This window comes from Chryseobacterium sp. WG23 (assembly GCF_024586575.1).
Lineage (GTDB): Bacteria > Bacteroidota > Bacteroidia > Flavobacteriales > Weeksellaceae > Chryseobacterium.
Genome location: NZ_JALCZE010000004.1, coordinates 200,212 through 217,235 on the forward strand (window position 1 = coordinate 200,212; position 17,024 = coordinate 217,235).

The 17,024-nt window shown below is 36.4% G+C and carries 15 protein-coding genes; 3 read left to right on the forward strand and 12 right to left on the reverse strand.

Features of this window, described 5'->3' with window-relative positions; all coding sequences use genetic code 11:
• Positions 1-286 precede the first annotated feature (286 nt).
• The 10 genes from MP477_RS07925 to lpxB all read right to left on the reverse strand — a co-directional run bounded on the left by MP477_RS07925 (position 287) and on the right by lpxB (position 12,646).
• Entirely contained in the window at positions 287-946 is a 660-nt protein-coding gene (locus tag MP477_RS07925; RefSeq protein ID WP_257189915.1) for a DUF6048 family protein, read from the reverse strand.
• On the reverse strand, positions 912-1,364 hold the full coding sequence (locus MP477_RS07930) for a DUF6452 family protein (protein ID WP_257189916.1): 453 nt from the start codon (positions 1,362-1,364) through the stop codon (positions 912-914). Before MP477_RS07930 ends, MP477_RS07925 begins: the two co-directional genes overlap by 35 nt.
• Positions 1,365-1,419: 55 nt before the next feature.
• Positions 1,420-2,829, reverse strand: a complete 1,410-nt coding sequence (rlmD, locus tag MP477_RS07935) for a 23S rRNA (uracil(1939)-C(5))-methyltransferase RlmD (RefSeq protein ID WP_257189918.1) — start codon at positions 2,827-2,829, stop codon at positions 1,420-1,422.
• Positions 2,830-3,000: 171 nt separating this feature from the next.
• Positions 3,001-4,545 carry a TlpA disulfide reductase family protein gene (locus MP477_RS07940; RefSeq protein WP_257189919.1) on the reverse strand — a complete coding sequence of 515 codons (1,545 nt, stop codon included), beginning with the start codon at positions 4,543-4,545 and terminating at the stop codon, positions 3,001-3,003.
• Positions 4,546-4,853: 308 nt separating this feature from the next.
• Positions 4,854-5,621 (reverse strand): succinate dehydrogenase/fumarate reductase iron-sulfur subunit, encoded by a 768-nt coding sequence (locus MP477_RS07945; protein WP_047488931.1) that lies wholly within the window; start codon positions 5,619-5,621, stop codon positions 4,854-4,856.
• 24 nt (positions 5,622-5,645) lie between these two features.
• Positions 5,646-7,658 carry a fumarate reductase/succinate dehydrogenase flavoprotein subunit gene (locus MP477_RS07950; protein WP_257189923.1) on the reverse strand — a complete coding sequence of 671 codons (2,013 nt, stop codon included), beginning with the start codon at positions 7,656-7,658 and terminating at the stop codon, positions 5,646-5,648.
• A gap of 15 nt (positions 7,659-7,673) precedes the next feature.
• The gene (locus MP477_RS07955) at positions 7,674-8,336 is read right to left on the reverse strand and encodes a succinate dehydrogenase cytochrome b subunit (protein WP_047488924.1); all 663 of its coding nucleotides are present in this window, start codon (positions 8,334-8,336) and stop codon (positions 7,674-7,676) included.
• A 147-nt stretch (positions 8,337-8,483) separates the two neighbouring features.
• The gene (locus MP477_RS07960; protein ID WP_257189924.1) at positions 8,484-10,256 is read right to left on the reverse strand and encodes a ComEC/Rec2 family competence protein; all 1,773 of its coding nucleotides are present in this window, start codon (positions 10,254-10,256) and stop codon (positions 8,484-8,486) included.
• Between the two features lie 149 nt (positions 10,257-10,405).
• On the reverse strand, positions 10,406-11,497 hold the full coding sequence (locus MP477_RS07965) for a glycoside hydrolase family 99 protein (protein WP_257189926.1): 1,092 nt from the start codon (positions 11,495-11,497) through the stop codon (positions 10,406-10,408).
• Between the two features lie 45 nt (positions 11,498-11,542).
• Positions 11,543-12,646, reverse strand: a complete 1,104-nt coding sequence (gene lpxB, locus MP477_RS07970) for a lipid-A-disaccharide synthase (protein WP_257189927.1) — start codon at positions 12,644-12,646, stop codon at positions 11,543-11,545.
• 160 nt (positions 12,647-12,806) lie between these two features.
• Between lpxB and MP477_RS07975 the strand changes: the two genes are divergently transcribed.
• The 3 genes from MP477_RS07975 to MP477_RS07985 all read left to right on the forward strand — a co-directional run bounded on the left by MP477_RS07975 (position 12,807) and on the right by MP477_RS07985 (position 15,318).
• The gene (locus MP477_RS07975; protein WP_230037543.1) at positions 12,807-13,316 is read left to right on the forward strand and encodes a DUF2480 family protein; all 510 of its coding nucleotides are present in this window, start codon (positions 12,807-12,809) and stop codon (positions 13,314-13,316) included.
• Between the two features lie 2 nt (positions 13,317-13,318).
• The gene (locus tag MP477_RS07980; RefSeq protein WP_257189929.1) at positions 13,319-14,578 is read left to right on the forward strand and encodes a DUF2723 domain-containing protein; all 1,260 of its coding nucleotides are present in this window, start codon (positions 13,319-13,321) and stop codon (positions 14,576-14,578) included.
• Between the two features lie 83 nt (positions 14,579-14,661).
• Positions 14,662-15,318 (forward strand): DUF937 domain-containing protein, encoded by a 657-nt coding sequence (locus tag MP477_RS07985; RefSeq protein ID WP_257189931.1) that lies wholly within the window; start codon positions 14,662-14,664, stop codon positions 15,316-15,318.
• 61 nt (positions 15,319-15,379) lie between these two features.
• Here MP477_RS07985 and MP477_RS07990 read toward each other — a convergent pair whose 3' ends face one another.
• Positions 15,380-15,499 (reverse strand): 30S ribosomal protein THX, encoded by a 120-nt coding sequence (locus tag MP477_RS07990; protein ID WP_230037537.1) that lies wholly within the window; start codon positions 15,497-15,499, stop codon positions 15,380-15,382.
• 128 nt (positions 15,500-15,627) lie between these two features.
• On the reverse strand, positions 15,628-17,022 hold the full coding sequence (locus MP477_RS07995) for an MATE family efflux transporter (RefSeq protein WP_257189933.1): 1,395 nt from the start codon (positions 17,020-17,022) through the stop codon (positions 15,628-15,630).
• Positions 17,023-17,024: the final 2 nt, after the last annotated feature.

Here is a 17,024-nt window from a genome sequence, read left to right on the forward strand (position 1 = left end):
TTTTTCCAAATATAATTATTTTATACTACTAATTATTAAATTTTAATCATTATTTAAAACAAATACCATAATCAAAAGTAAAATACGTTATAATAACACAAAAATAATTTAAATATTTAGTTTTATAATATAGACAAAAAATAAAAATTTTCACAATAAACATAGTACTTCGACCGAATATATTATCGTGATATCATAATTCACTTCTTCTTAAAATTAATCCGGGCACAGTCTATTTTACTGCCTGATAAAATGTAATCACAAAAAAAGGAGCTTAACGCTCCTTTTAAAATTTGTATGCTATATTCCAGGCAAATCCCATATTGAATTTAGAAGAACTTCTTCCAAATCCGGGGATAATCATGGGGGATATATCGTCCTGTTTTGTAGTATATACTAAATAGCGGGGCTGCAGATTCACATCAATATAGAAATTAGACTCAAAGAGCTGTACCCTGCCTCCCAATGTTCCTTCCAGCCAGAAAGAAGACTGTGATGAAGAAGGAAACGCTACTGAAGAACTACTTCCCCCAAATCCACGCACCGGTATGGCCATATATTCCTGTTTATAAAATGATCCGCCTACTTTTCCTCCCGCATAGAAGCCGTTGAATTCATTTTCTGCATCTTTCGCCAACATATAAAATGCACCCAATTTCACAAAGGGACCATTTACTTTGGCATCATATCCATTTTTCTGATATATATTTTTCTCAAATCCTGCTTCAGCAACAGCATGAACATTACCTCTTACTTTTGAAGAAATAAATCCCTGATATAATTTTCTGTCCGAAAAGAAAGCAGCCCCTGTATTCAGAACATCAAAACCAATCATAAAATTAGGTTCGTATTTTAGGTGTTCCTTTTTTGTCTCTTTCTTATCTTGCGCCCGACCCAGTATTCCTAGTATACTAAAAAAGAAGGTAAAGATTAGTCTTGTCTTCATTCTCTATTTGATTTTGTCCGGCTTCCAGTTTTTGAACAGGATTGGGAGTTATTAATTCTGAGGTTAAATTCTCATATGCTTTTTTGATCCCACATCCTGGAGATACATAGGTAGATTGGGTCGTATATTTGACCCTAACTTTAGATTCCGCTCCTTTGGCAGATACCTTAAAATACACATCCGTATAAGGAGAATCATCTACTCTCAATGGAATAAGCCTTGATTCTATTTTTGTCTGCCATCCCAGATCTACTTTACCGGATCCATAGTCTACAGCCACATTTAGGGAATCTAATGTTCTTGCTTTTCCAGATTCCATCGACTTAAATGCCACTTTCATTCTTGGTGTCCCCTCTCCGCTTTCACAGATATCATCATCTCCACCACAGGACCAAAGCATTGTCAGAAAACAGGTCATTATGAGAATTTTAAAATACTTCATATTAAGATTTGAGATTCAAATTTAAATAAATTTATTTTTTAACCAATAAAGCAATGTTTTCCACATGATGAGTTTGTGGGAACATATCTACCGGTAATATTTTTACCAACGTATAATGATCTTTCATCAGTGCAAGATCTCTCGCCTGTGTTGCTGAATTACAGCTTACATAGACTACTTTTTCCGGGGCAAGCTTTAAGATTTGCTCTACTACTTTCTGATGCATTCCATCTCTTGGTGGATCCGTGATTAAAACATCTGCCTTAGGATGATTTTCCATGAATTCATCATTAAAAACATTTTTCATATCACCACAATAGAAAGTACAGTTGGTAAGGCCATTTAATTCAGCATGCTCTATGGCCGCATCTATAGCTTCCTGCACAGATTCTATTCCTATGACCTGTTTTGCATTTCTTGCTACATACTGTGCTATAGTTCCTGTTCCTGTATAAAGGTCATAAACCACTTCATGTCCTTTCAGATCAGCAAATTCCAATGTTTTTCTATATAGTTCTAAAGCCTGTTTATAGTTGGTTTGAAAAAATGATTTCGGCCCGATCTTAAACTTCAGCCCATCCATTTCTTCCATTAAATATCCTTCTCCGAAATAAACATTGATATTTAAATCATAGATTGAATCATTCTGTTTTGGATTAATAGCGTATACCAGAGTTTTGATCTGCGGAAACTTCTCCAATAAAAATTCGAAAAGTTTTTCTCTGTTTTCTTTTTCTTCTCTGTAAAGCTGGAATAATACCATCCATTCCCCTTTAGAGTTCTGTCTCATCATTAAGGTTCTTAAGAAGCCTTCCTGATTTCTCACATCAAAGAAATCCAGTCCGTTATTGACACCATATTGTTTTACGGCAAGTCTTATTGCATTGGAAGGATCTTCCTGAAGAAAACATTCTTTAAGATCGAGAATCTTACTCCACATTCCCGGAATATGAAAGCCCAGGGCATCTTTACTGCCAAAGTTTTCTTCAGAGCTTATTTCATACTGAGTAAGCCATCTCGCATTGGAGAAAGAAAACTCCATTTTATTTCTGTAAAAATACTGTTCTTCAGCACCTAAGATCGGAACGGTTTCAAAGTCGTCAATACCCCCGATTCTTTTGATATTATTGTATACTTCTTCCTGCTTGAAGTCCAGTTGTTTTTCGTAGCTCATATTCTGCCACTTACATCCCCCACATGTTCCAAAATGAATACATTTAGGTTCTACTCTGAAGGCTGAAGGCTCCACCACTTCTACAGTTTCTGCCTCATAGTATTTGGACTTGGATTTTTTCACTCTTGCATTGACTACGTCTCCCGGGACCGCTCCCGAGATCAGCACTGTTTTTCCTTCTTCCGTTTTTCCAATTGCGACACCTTTTGCCCCTGCTCCGAATAACTTAATATTTTCAAGAATTATATCTTTCTTCTTCTTTTTCATCCGTAAACTCAATTTCTTTTAATGGCAGGACAAAACCGGAAGGTTTCATTCCTACATCTCTATTTCTATTTCTTCTAATACAGCCGAAAGAAACTTCCGGTTTAATTCTGCAAAAATACAATAAAAAAAAACCTTATCCGAAGATAAGGTTTCCATCTATGTTAAAGTTTATTATTTCGTCTGAGCTGGCTGTGGATTTGCCGGTTGCGGAGCCTGTTGCTGTGCAGACGGATCCACTTGTAATCCTTGTGGCATTTGCTGTGGAGCCTGATCTACTCTTGGCGCTGCAAGACCTGTCAATTTATCCAAAATAGTTACCAATTCCTGCTCTCCCAGGTTAACAAAAGATCTGCTGGCAATTTTACCATCTTTGTCTATGATTACGAAACAAGGTAACTTAAATCCGTATACGCCATATTTTTTAGCGATCTCAGATTCCATTCCTTTTTCTCCGTAAACATTTACTCCCTGAATACCTTTCAATAGAGAATTGCTGGTTTTTACAAACTGATCTTTTGTATCATCTACATTCACAAATACAAAGTTCATTTTAGATTTATAAAAATTTACAACTTCTTTCAGTACAGGCACTGTAGCTTCGCTGATGTAAGGATTCCATGATGCATAAAAGAATAGCATATAAGGTTTTCCTTTATTTTCAGAAAGATTATAAGACTTTCCGTCCTGTTTTACCAAAGGAGCTTCCGGAGCAGCATCTCCAATTTTAAGTCCTGTAATAGCCATCTGCATTTTAAGAAGATCACTTTTAATGGTAGCATCTTTAATATCTGAATCAATAATTTTTTTGATTTTATCGATTCTCTTGGCAGGAGTCGTCGGATGAATATCAGTCTGAGCCATTACAAAAGCTAAAAGGTAATCTTTTGCAGTCTGAGAGATATCCTTTTTAGTCTTCAGATACTGAGCAAACAATTCTGAAGTGGTAATATCAGTTTTTCCTTTACTGTTAGCTTCCGCATACTTTTGGAAATCAGGTGTCATTTTTACAAGTAAATACTGTCTGTAAAGCGGTATTGTTTTTACCATTGCTTCTTTATCATCTTCTAGCTTTACTTCATAGTCTTTAAAAGCCTTTGAAGCTTTATATGACATATTTCCAGCCATTGGACCATGTGACATTTCGTAATTAGCCAATAAATTAAGGATCGTTACTTTAATATCATTTTTCTTCCAGGTGATAAGTCCTTTACTAGGATTATTTTTCTTAGCCAGGTCATCTACATTTTTGTTGATATCAGCTTCTACTTTATGGATTCCTTTCAAAAATGAAGCTTCATCACCAGCCATTAATTGGTTTAGGTTTAGCTTACTTCCATACTCACCTAAAAATTTTTGGGTAGCCTGAAGAAAATCATTGTTCTTTTTAGCATCTCCGGTTATAACAAATTCATTTGGGAAAGTCATTCCATTTCCTGAGATATTTACATTTTGTCCACCTTCAAGATAGATCAGGTTTTGTCTGTTAGCATAATTAATAACATACATTCCATCTTTAGGAGCTTCGAAGCTTCCTGAAAAATTTCCGTCTTTATCTAAACCTATATTAATTAAAGGTAGGGTTCCTACTCCTGAAGCTTCTACAAATTCAATTCTCTCTAATGGAGCACCACCGGTAATTTTCCCTTTTACTTCTACTTTTTTTGAACAAGACATCACGAAAATCGCGATGATAAACAATAAAAGATATTTTTTCATTTCAATTTTTAAATTTTACACAAAAATACGCTTTTTAAGGCTTCTTAATTAACACTAATAATTTTTTTTAGAAATTTTCTTACGCCCTATAAAAACAGGCTTTTCAGATTCTGTTTCAGGCACAATCAATCTCTTTATAATGTCTCAGAATTGTTTATTAAGCAATTCTATTACCCACCAAATATAGACTTATTAAACAAAGAATACCAAAGCATATTAATAAGTTAACAAACTTTAACAGCAGAAATATTCGGCATAAAAAAAGTCGTCCCCGGATGGAGACGACTTTTTATGTATTTGAATCAATTCTATCCCTGGTCTACAAGAGCAGCCATATATTCTCTGTTCATTCTTGCAATATTCTCAAGAGAAATACCTTTAGGGCATTCTATTTCACATGCTCCGGTATTTGAACAGTTTCCGAACCCTTCTTCATCCATAGCTTTCACCATGTTCAGCACTCTTCTTTTCGCTTCTACCCTACCTTGAGGAAGTAAAGCAAACTGAGAGACTTTAGCTCCCACGAATAACATTGCAGATCCGTTTTTACAAGTTGCTACGCAAGCTCCACATCCGATACAGGCAGCAGCATCCATAGCTCTGTCTGCATCTTCTTTAGGAACTGGAATAGCATTCGCATCCAATGTATTTCCTGAAGTGTTTACAGAAACGAAACCACCTGCAGCCATTACTCTGTCAAATGCACTTCTGTCTACCATTAAGTCTTTAATAACCGGGAAAGCAGCACTTCTCCACGGTTCAATAACGATGGTCTCACCATCTTTGAACATTCTCATGTGAAGCTGGCAGGTAGTGATCCCCGTGTCCGGGCCATGTGCTCTACCATTGATGTAAAGAGAACACATTCCGCAGATCCCCTCACGACAGTCGTGGTCAAAAGCGATCGGCTCTTTTCCTTCGTTAATTAAATTTTCGTTCAGGATGTCCAGCATCTCCAGAAATGAAGAATCTGTGGAAACATCTGATATTTTATAGGTCTCAAACTGACCTTTAGTTTTACTATTTTTTTGTCTCCAAATTTTCAGCGTAAGATGTAAGCCTTTTTTTGCACTCATAATTTTTTATTTATAGGTTGGAGATTATTTGTAACTTCTAGTTTTAACCTCGATGTTGTCATATATCAGGTCTTCTTTATGCAACACTTCCGCGTTGATATCTTCTCCCTGATATTCCCAAGCTCCGACGTATTTGTAATTTACGTCATCTCTTTCCGCTTCTCCATCTGGAGTTGAGTGATCCTCACGGAAATGTCCACCACAAGATTCATTTCTGTGTAGTGCATCGATAGCCATTAATTGTCCTAATTCAAGGAAGTCTGCTACTCTGAATGCCTTTTCAAGCTCAGTGTTCATCCCTTCTCCTTCACCAGGAACTTTTACATTTTTCCAGAAGTCTTTTCTTACTTCTTCAATTTCTTTGATTGCTTCTCTTAATCCTTCAGGAGTTCTTCCCATACCTACTTTATTCCACATAATGTGTCCTAATTGTTTATGGAAGTGATCTACTGAATGCGTTCCTTTATTGTTCAGGAAAAAATTAATTTTTTCTTTAATTCCCTTTTCAGCTTCATCAAATGCTCCTGAATTGGTAGGGATTTCTCCTGTTCTGATATCTGCAGAAAGATAATCTGCAATAGTATAAGGAAGCACGAAATATCCATCAGCAAGACCCTGCATCAAAGCAGAAGCTCCCAGTCTGTTGGCTCCGTGGTCAGAGAAGTTAGCTTCACCGATTACGAAACATCCAGGAATGGTAGACTGAAGGTTATAATCAACCCAAACACCTCCCATTGTATAGTGAACTGCCGGATAAATTTTCATTGGAGTTTTGTAAGGATCATCAGCCGTAATCTTTTCATACATTACGAATAGGTTACCGTATTTCTCCTCAACCCAGCTTTTACCCAAATCATAAAGCTGCTGGTCAGTTGGGTTATGAATATGTTTTTCGATAGCGGCTTCTTTACCTTTCTTCATGATTTCTGTGGAGAAATCCAGGTAAACACCTTCTTTAGTATCATTGTTTTCGATTCCGAAACCAGCATCACATCTTTCCTTAGCCGCTCTTGACGCAACGTCTCTAGGCACAAGGTTACCGAATGCAGGGTATCTTCTTTCCAAATAATAATCTCTATCTTCTTCTTTAATATTTTCAGGTTTTAATTTACCTTCTCTGATCGCTACTGAATCTTCAAGTTTTTTAGGAACCCAGATTCTTCCGGAGTTTCTTAATGATTCAGACATCAACGTCAGTTTAGACTGCTGTGTTCCGTGAACAGGAATACAAGTCGGGTGAATCTGTACATAACAAGGGTTTGCAAAGTAAGCTCCTTTTTTGTGGATCTTCCATGCTGCAGAAACGTTTGATCCCATAGCGTTGGTAGAAAGGAAATATACGTTTCCGTAACCTCCTGAAGCAATTACTACAGCGTGTGCAGAATGTCTTTCAACTTCACCTGTTACCAGGTTTCTTGCAATGATACCTCTTGCTTTTCCGTCAACAATAACAAGGTCCAGCATTTCATGACGGTTGTACATTTTAATTCTTCCTTTACCGATCTGACGGCTCATTGCAGAATATGCACCTAATAACAACTGTTGTCCCGTCTGTCCTTTTGCATAGAAGGTTCTTTTTACCTGAACCCCACCAAATGAACGGTTATCTAACTGGCCACCGTAGTCTCTACCAAAAGGAACTCCCTGAGAAACACACTGGTCAATAATATTGGCAGAAACTTCAGCTAATCTGTAAACGTTAGCTTCTCTTGCTCTATAGTCACCTCCTTTGATTGTATCATAGAACAATCTATAGGTAGAGTCACCATCACCCTGATAGTTTTTAGCAGCATTGATCCCTCCCTGAGCCGCAATAGAGTGCGCTCTCCTCGGAGAATCCTGATAGCAGAATGCTTTCACATTGTACCCTTGCTCAGCTAAAGTAGCAGCAGCGGAACCTCCCGCCAAACCTGTACCTACAACAATAATATCAATCTTATCTCTGTTGTTTGGTGCAACAAGGTTCATATGGTCTTTATGATTTTTCCATTTGTCTTTAAGAGGACCCGCTGGAATTCTTGAATCTAATTTACTCATACTAGTATATTGATATTATTGAGTTATAAAATGAAAAACAGCCACTAAAATAAACCCTGCAGGAATAAGAATTGAATACCATTTCCCGAAAGCTTTAATTACCGGCGTATACTTTGGATGTCTTGCTCCCACAGACTGGAATGAAGACTGAAATCCGTGAGCTAAGTGTAATCCTAATAGTACAAAAGAGATCACATACAGAGCCACTCTCCAAAGGTCAGCAAACTTCTCATGAAGTTCAGGCCAGAAACGTTCTGCATCAGGAGCTATTCCTTCCACATACTTGTAATTAATTTCATGAAGCCAGAAATCATACAAGTGAAGCGCCAGGAAAGCTAAAATAACAGCACCGGAAATAATCATATTTCTGGACATCCATGAAGAATTCACAGAAGCATTGTTTGCTGCGTACTTTACCGGACGCGCTTTATTATTCTTAATTTCCAGTACAAACCCCATCGCAAAATGGAAAATTACTGCAAAACCAAGAATAGGCTGCATTAAGAACTGCACAAAAGGATTATAGCCCATAAAGTCAGATGCCGTGTTAAAGGCGTCCTTATTAAGAACTGATAACAAATTGGTCGTCAAATGCAGTATAAGAAAAATCAGCAAAAACATAGCTGATAATGCCATAGCATATTTTCTACCTATCGTAGAACTCGTTAAACCTGCCATATAAGTTTAAATTTGAATTTCCCACAAAATTAAGGAATGTTAACAATATTGAAAAGTGAGAAATCTCACATATAACCAGTTTGTAATCTTTCTAAATAAGAGCACGCAACGATAAACAGAGCATAATGAAAACATGAAGACACCATCCTATTTTATTTCATAAATATGATCCTGAAAAACAATTTTCCTGACAGATGGAGGCAAGCTTTTTATCTCAAAATGTACGATCCTCCTTGATGAACAGTAAGGATTGATAAAATATCGGATTATCTTTTCCTGATCAGATACATCCGAAATCCAAAAACAGGCCTTATTTCCTTTCTTCACCAGAAACACTTTATTAGTATTAAAATCGTGAAACAACACTTCTTCTCTCTGGTTTTCAAACACATTGCTCCCCGTTCTTACTATGAAAAAGACTAAAACAGACATTGAAAGCCTCATAAAACTTTTAAAATTACAATGTAAAATCACAGCTCTTAGCAAGTATACCACTCCCAACATTGACACTACTTCCATCAAATTCACAGGTATATTTTCGAAAAACAATACATCTACTTCTGCAAACCAATGGATCACCTTTAGTAACAGCAATATACCATTGTCATACACCGTATTAATGAACATAAAATCAACCTTAAAAGCAATAAGAACCGTCATTAAAAATGAAAATACAATAATGACTTCCGAAAAAGGAACAATAATAAAATTGGCAATGACCGAAATAAGGGAAAACTGATGAAAATAATATAAAACCAAAGGAAGTGTGGCAAGCTGTGCAGCAATAGAAATTGTAACCGTATTAAAAATTAGTTTTTTCCAATATTGATCCTGCTTTGGAAATCTATTCAAAAGAGGCTGATTTAACCAAAAAATTCCTAAAACAGCCAAAAAGCTAAGCTGAAATCCTATATCGAAAAACTGCCGGGTATCAAAAACAAGAATAATAAATGCCGATAACCCCAAAGCATGCAGCAGATCCGGTTTTCTCTGAAGCAAAACGTAAATAAAATATATCGTCAGCATCATACAGGACCGTAAAACAGAGTTTCCAAAGCCTATAAAGCCTGCAAAAAGCCAGATAAAAACCAAACTGAAAATTATAGCATATCTTCTTAAACGCAAAGGTATACACCGGACCTGTAAAAAATAAAACATCCCAAAGATCACCACAATATGAGTTCCTGAAATAGCCAGTAAATGAATCAGGCCGGACCTGTTGAAATCCCGAACTGTTCCGGCATCAATTTCTGTGCGGTCTGCAAGGATAATCCCTTTTAAAAAAGTTTTTGCTTTCTCAGACATTCCGGTGTTATCAATTCTTTGCAGGATCTCGAGTCTCTGTTGCTTTACTCTATCAAAAAAACTTACGCCTTTTTTTTCAGCTGAAGAAATACCTTTTGAAAGATAGCACTGATATTCAATATTTTTCCGCTTGAGGTACCGTGCGTAATTGAACTGAAAATCATACTTCGGAGGTTTTATTCTTGCCAGGTAAGCTTCAGCTTTGTAATAATGTTTAAAATCAAGCTCGTGAGTGTCTTTTGGAATATATAAAATGGTATTGAAGCTGTTTTTTCCCACCATGGCTACTCCTTCATACTTTTTATACTTCGCTGTTGTATTTAATTTCTGGGAAATATTGAAAATAACGGTTTCCTTTTCCCTGACAGTTAATTCTGTAACAGGAGAAAAGGTATTGAAAAAATGAAAAATGATTCCCAGTCCAAAAAACAGCAAACCCAGCAAAACCGGTTTAGATTTGTTCAAAAAATAGGAATAAAAAAACAGGGAAATTAAAATTCCAACGCAAAGAACAATGCCGTAATAAACTGCAATACTTCCCAACGGGAAATTATCCTGAAAAAGAATTCCAAGGATAAAACATAATGTTACAATGAGAAGAGGCTGTTTGTTCACATTTTTCAATCAATTGTATTACCAAAGTAGGGAATTAAATCAATTGAACATCAACTCTGTGATCACTGAAAAACGCTCTATATCTCATTAAAGAGATTAACAGAGCGCTTGTTTTTTTGCTATAAAACCGTCTTTATATAAAAAGTTTTTTATTTTTCTTTTAAAAATTTATCCGTTAAACGCTTTGTTTCCTTAATGTACAACCATGGATCTTTACCATAATCTTCATATTTGAAATTTCCGGTCTTTTTAGGAATCGCAGGTTCTATTTGTGTGCCTTCATGCCACTCGTTAAAAGATGTAATTCCTATCAACTCAGGCTTTACTTTTATGGCAGCATCAAACATATTTTCATAATATTTTCCATTTCCACGGCTTTTAAAATTAGCTTCATTCCATGGTCTTATTCTGGTGTCAGAATATCCCGGTCCTACACAGGGTATAAAAATCAGCTTATGGTCTTTGGCAAATCTGGAAAGAAAATCCCAGTTTGAAGTAGTGCTTCCATATACAAAACCTTCACTCGCAAAGTAAGTATAAAAACCATCAAATCCGGAAGTTTCAAAAAAAGCAGCATCCTTTTCCTCTACCCATAACCCAATATAAAGAGCATCAAGATCCGTATCACGTACTGTTTTTTCTCCATTCTTAGAAAGAAGCTTTGCCCATTCTTCCGGAGCTATTTTATAACTGTCATAAACGTAAAACATCGGTTTACCGGTTTTTTTATAAAAGGCATGATGGGGAGAATAGGTTTCAACAAGGTACGAAAGCTGATCTCTGAGCTCCGTAATTGTTTTATAAAACGGCTCTATATGAAATGCTATTTTCAGATTAAAACGATCTGCAATGTCTAAATATTTTGAGACACTTTTATCGGTAAAAGAATCCTTCCCCAACCAACTGATAACCACAACACCAGCACCGGATTCTTTGATCATTTTCATATGTTTCTCAATGATCTTGACATCATTAGAGCTGTAGTTTCCTAAAGCAGGATAAAAATTGGCTCCAATATCATCACCTCCTTTATAATGTCCCAGATTATTCCATTTGGGGTTACTCCAATGAGGGATAATCTCATGGTTCCAATGCTGAAGGCCACCATCTGCTGCCTGATTTCCATACCAGCCATAATAGAATATCTGAACTTTATCTCTTGGAATATTCTCCTGAGCAAAGCTTTTTGAGAACAAAAATGTACATACAAAAAGTAAGAAAAAGTTTTTAAAATGATTCATTTTCACAAGTAATTTAAATTCTCAAAGAATTCGTTATATGAAGTTTCAGATTTTCAAAATCACCTCAGCCGCATGGTCACTGGCTCCTTTACCTCCCAGCTTTTCTCTTAAAAGACTATAATCATTCAGGACCTGCTCTCTTTTTTCTCCTTCTAAAACTTTGGTAAGTTCGTTCACCAGATTTTTAGTGTTCAGGTCATTTTGGATCAGTTCTTTTACCACTTCCCTGTCCATAATCAGGTTGACTAAAGAAATATAATTGATATTTTTCACTAATCTTTTGGCGATGGCATAAGAAATTGTACTGCCCCGGTAGCAGACTACTTCAGGAATATTCAGCAGGGCTGTTTCCAGGGTAGCCGTTCCGGAAGTTACAAGAGCAGCTTTTGAACACCTCAATACGTCATAAGTTCTGTTAGAGACAAAATGAACATTGTCATCCACATATTTTTGATAAAACTCTTTCGGAAGACTTGGCGCTCCGGCGATCACAAACTGGTAGTTTTTGAAATGAGGCCTTACTGAAAGCATTATTTCAAGCATTTTTTCCACCTCCTGTTTTCTGGAACCCGGTAGAAGGGCTATAATTTCTTTGTCATTCAGTCCGTTTTCCCTCTTAAACTGTTCAGTACTGATTTCTTTAAGATCGGAAATAGCATCAAGCAAAGGATGTCCTACAAAATGGGAATGAACACCATGTTTTCTGTAAAAACCCTCTTCAAACGGAAGAATAACCATCATTTCATCTACATATTTTTTGATGGTTTCTACACGACCTTCCTTCCAGGCCCAAAGTTGTGGAGAAATATAATAGATCACTTTGATTCCCAATTCCTTGGCAAATCTGGCAATTCTTAAATTGAAACCTGGATAGTCTACCAATATTAAAACATCCGGTCTGTTGTTTCTGATATCTTCTTTGCAGAATGCAATATTATTCAGGATGGTCCTTAAATTCATAACCACCTCCAGGAAACCCATAAAAGCAAGATCACGGTAATGTTTAACCAGTGTTCCACCCTGAGCTTCCATCAGATCTCCGCCCCAAAACCGAAATTCCGCATTCGGATCTTTTTGTTTTAAAGCTTTCATCAAATTGCTCCCATGCAGATCACCGGAAGCTTCTCCTGCAATAATGTAATATTTCATTTCTTCCGAAATCTTTATTATTTGTTTTTTAATACCTCACGATACCCCTTCCATTATCGGATCATTATGAATCATGGGCGGTTTCTATGGTAAGGATAGAGAACAAATTAAAATATATATTGATCTTAATTTGTAAATTTGTTCAAAGATAATGATAAAAATGTCAGAAGAATTTGAAATCCGAAATAAAGTTGCGGAAAGCGGCCTTGTCAATTTTGACCTTAGTACTTTGGTTCCAAAAGGACAGAGAAAAGGCATTGACCTTAAAGATTTTTTGTTCCAGGAAATGATCCTGAAAGAAAAAGATTTCCGTGAAAAAGTAGAACTCATCAATGTTGAAGAATACAAGGATGCTTATATTTACATCTATAATTCTGTAGATACAATTATTCCTCTCTGGGCTTATTTTGTATTGACAGCCAGGATTACAGATGTTGCTAAAAAAATAGTTTTCGGGAACCGTGAGGACCTGGAAGTAATTCTGATGCACAATGCTATTCAGACTTATGATTTTGAGGATATGAGAGGAAAAAGAGTCTTAGTAAAAGGATGCTCAGATAAAGAAATTCCGGAAAATGCCTATATCGAGCTGGTAGAGCAGCTAAAACCACTTGTAAAATCACTGATGTTCGGAGAAGCATGCTCTAATGTCCCTATTGTAAAGAACTAAGCATGAATAAATATTTATCTGCAGGTTTTATATTTTTCATTTTTTTACTTATTTACTATCTCGGCAGTTTTACGAGAATACCTTTTGCTGATGCTATTGGTTTTGTTCTTCCTGTAGAACAGGGTGATTTTGAGACAACGGCTACGGCTACCACTCATTTTCTCTATCTCAATACCGCTATTTTCATTAAGAATATTACAGAGCTTAATGCTATAGAAGCCAGCCGGCTTTTAATTATTACTTCAGGAGCACTTACTGTTTCAGTGATCTATCTTACCGTAAAAAGTATTACAAAACTGGAATGGGCTTCTGTTGCGGCGGCATTTATTTTTGGTTTTAGTTTTACGTTTTGGAAAAATGCAGAAATTGTAGAGGTGTATACCTATAATTCACTGTGGCTAAGTCTTTTCTTTTTCTCCCTGGTCAAAAGTTTTATAGAGCAAAAGAAAGTACACATCATTTTAGCGGGATTCTTTTTTGCTATCAGCCTTTGGGTGCATATTCAGAATATCCTGCTTATTCCTGCTTTTATATTATTTCTCTATTATTTCAGAAAAGAAAGTAAGTATGTTTATTCATCTTTATTGATTTTTTTACTGATTTTCGGCTCCATTACCGTTCTGAATGTTTCTCAGGGGCTATCTTTAAGTTCACCTTATTTTTCTGAACGTGGCGATTGGCTTTCCAATTCATTTAAAAAAACTTTTATAGAATACCTTCAGGACCTCATCAAGTCTGTAGTCTACATCGTTTATAATTTTAATGTGTTTGCACTTTTCGGTATTGCCGGGATCTATTTTTTATACCGGTCAAATAAGAAAATGTTTTTTGTTTTCTTTACTGCGTCGCTATGCGTGTATGGTTTTGCAACATTTTATGCTGTCACGGATAATTACGTTTTCTTTATCCCTTTCAACATGATTTTTGCATTATCCATAGGCTATGGATTATCTCAGGTACAATATCCGTGGGTGAAAAAACTTTCATGGGTATGTCTTTTCATTCCTCTTTTCTATGTAGTAGCTCTTCAGATTGTTTCATCAACTGAAAAAGGACAGGATTTTGGTAACTATAAAAACTATAAAGGCGGACTGAAATATTATATGTTTCCATGGATGAATAATAATGTGGGGATTCTGGAATTCACAATAGATCGGAGAAAAGCTCCCGACATCATGTTCTGGATGACCGAAGAAGCCGAAATATATATTGAGCTTCTAAAAAGCAAAGGTTTTACTGAAAAAGAGATCAGAAAACTTTAACAATAATTATGACCTTAAGAAATTTTATGAACCATATTTTTTGATAACTTTGAGATAGTTAATACTTTAAACAAACACAAAAAATGAGCTTAATCGACCTACTTACAGGGAACACCAGCAACCAGGTTGCTGAACAGGCTGAAAACAAATTTGGAATCAGCAAAAATCAGGTCATCGCCTTATTGGCAGTAGCCACTCCTCTTATCATTTCTTATTTAAGAAATAAATCTCAGGATGCTAAGGAAGCGGAAGCTTTAAACAATGCTCTTGATAAAGATCATAATGGAAGTATTTTAGATGATGCCTCACAAGTTGAAGCAAGACAGGCTGAAGGTGGGTCTATTCTTGATCACATTTTTGGAGGACAAAAAAGTACTGTAGAAAATCAGCTTTCCCAAAATACCGGAATTTCAATAGACAAACTGGGACCAATCCTGGCAATGCTAGCTCCTGTAGTAATGGGATATATTGGCCAACAAAAGCAACAAAACAATGTAGGTGCCGGAGGTTTAGGTGATCTTCTGGGTGGAATTCTTGGAAATGCATCCAGCCAGGCGCAGACTCAGCAATCAAGTCCTTTAAATGACATTCTTGGCAGCGTACTGGGGAATGGCGGACAATCTCAATCATCAGGAAATCCATTGAATGATATACTGGGAAGTGTACTTGGTGGCGGAGGTAATAACCAACAACAGCAAGGAGGCCTGGGAAGTATTCTTGGAAATATTTTTGGAAAATAATTAGTTTAATTTGTTATAAAAAAAGACCGGAGATTAATTTCTCCGGTCTTTTTTACTTATACTATTTCTTAGCTTTTTCTTCAGAGGCTACAATAGATCTTGAAGCTTTCCTAGGTCTCTTTTTCCCATAACTTCCTGAATTAATTTTACCTCTTCTAGATTTTTTGTCTCCTTTTCCCATAGTATTAAATATTTGTTGTTCTACGAATATAGGGAATATACTATTAAATTCCAATCGGTTACAATGTTAAAAACTGATAAAACCGGATTTCGTTCATTCCAAAATCCAGCTATATTCCTTCATGTTTATTATACTTTAACGTTTTTCCATTTTCCTCTTCTAAATAAAATAAAGGCTACAATGGTAATAAGCGTTTCCGCTGCCGGAATTGAAATAAAAACTCCTTTTGGTCCCAATCCAAAATGCTTGGCAAGAAAATAAGCCAAAGGAATCTGAAACAGCCAGAATCCAAAAAGATTAACCCATGTGGGTGTCCAGGTATCTCCGGCTCCATTAAAGGCATTGATCATCACCATACCTATTCCGTAAAAAATAAATCCTATACTCATAATGTGAAGGGCATTCTTTGCAAATTCCATGATCTCGGTTTCCTGAGTAAAGAAACTCACCAAAAAATTACCCATTAAAAGGAATATCAAGCTGACGGCTAACATGAAAATTACATTATACTTCACCGTTTTCATGACCGCCTGCTCTGCTCTTACCATTTCATTGGCTCCCATATTTTGCCCTACCAAAGTAGAAGCAGCATTACTTAGTCCCCAGGCCGGAAGCATAAAAAACATCATCAGCCTTAGTGCTGTCTGATAGCCTGCGGAAGCATTTTCCCCTCCCGTGGTGGCTACCAGCTCTGCAAGAAAAATCCAGCTGCATGAAGCAATCACAAATTGAAAAATCCCGGGTGTTGCAATTTTTATAATAGATTTTATAGAAGCCAGATCCGGTTTAAAATAATCCATCCTAATCCTGATCTGGGTATCTGCAATCAAAAGATGATACAGCTGGTACAGTACTCCAATACTTCGCCCTATTGTTGTGGCCAATGCAGCTCCGGTAAGTCCCATTGCCGGAACCGGCCCCAATCCCTTAATTAAAATAGGACAAAGGATAATGTTGGCTATATTGGCGATCCATAAACTTTTCATGGCAATCATAGCATTTCCTGCCCCTCTGAAAATCCCGTTAATTAAAAACAAGAGCATAATGACTGTACTGCTTCCCATCATAATTCTCGTAAAGTCTTTACCATAAGCAGCTGCTTCAGGTTTCGAGCCCATCAGGATTAAAATTTCTTCTGCATAGATAACACCTAGCAGGCTTAAAACAAATGTTATAACAAATGAAACCAATAAAACCTGTGCAGCACTTCTGGAAGCCTGCTCCGGATTTTTTTCTCCAATTCGTCTCGCCACCAGTGCTGTTGCTGCCATACTCATTCCGATAGCAATAGAATACATTACAGAAAGTACAGATTCTGTAAGGCCTACCGTCTGAATGGCAAAACCGCTCTCTTTCAAATGTCCGACAAAATACAGATCAACTAAAGCGAATACAGATTCCATTGCCATTTCCAGCATCATAGGTATCGCTAAAAAAAGCACGGCATTTCTTATACTTACTTTAGTATAGTCTACTTCTTCTCCGCTCAGGGCTTTTTTTATGAAATTGATATATTTTGTCATTA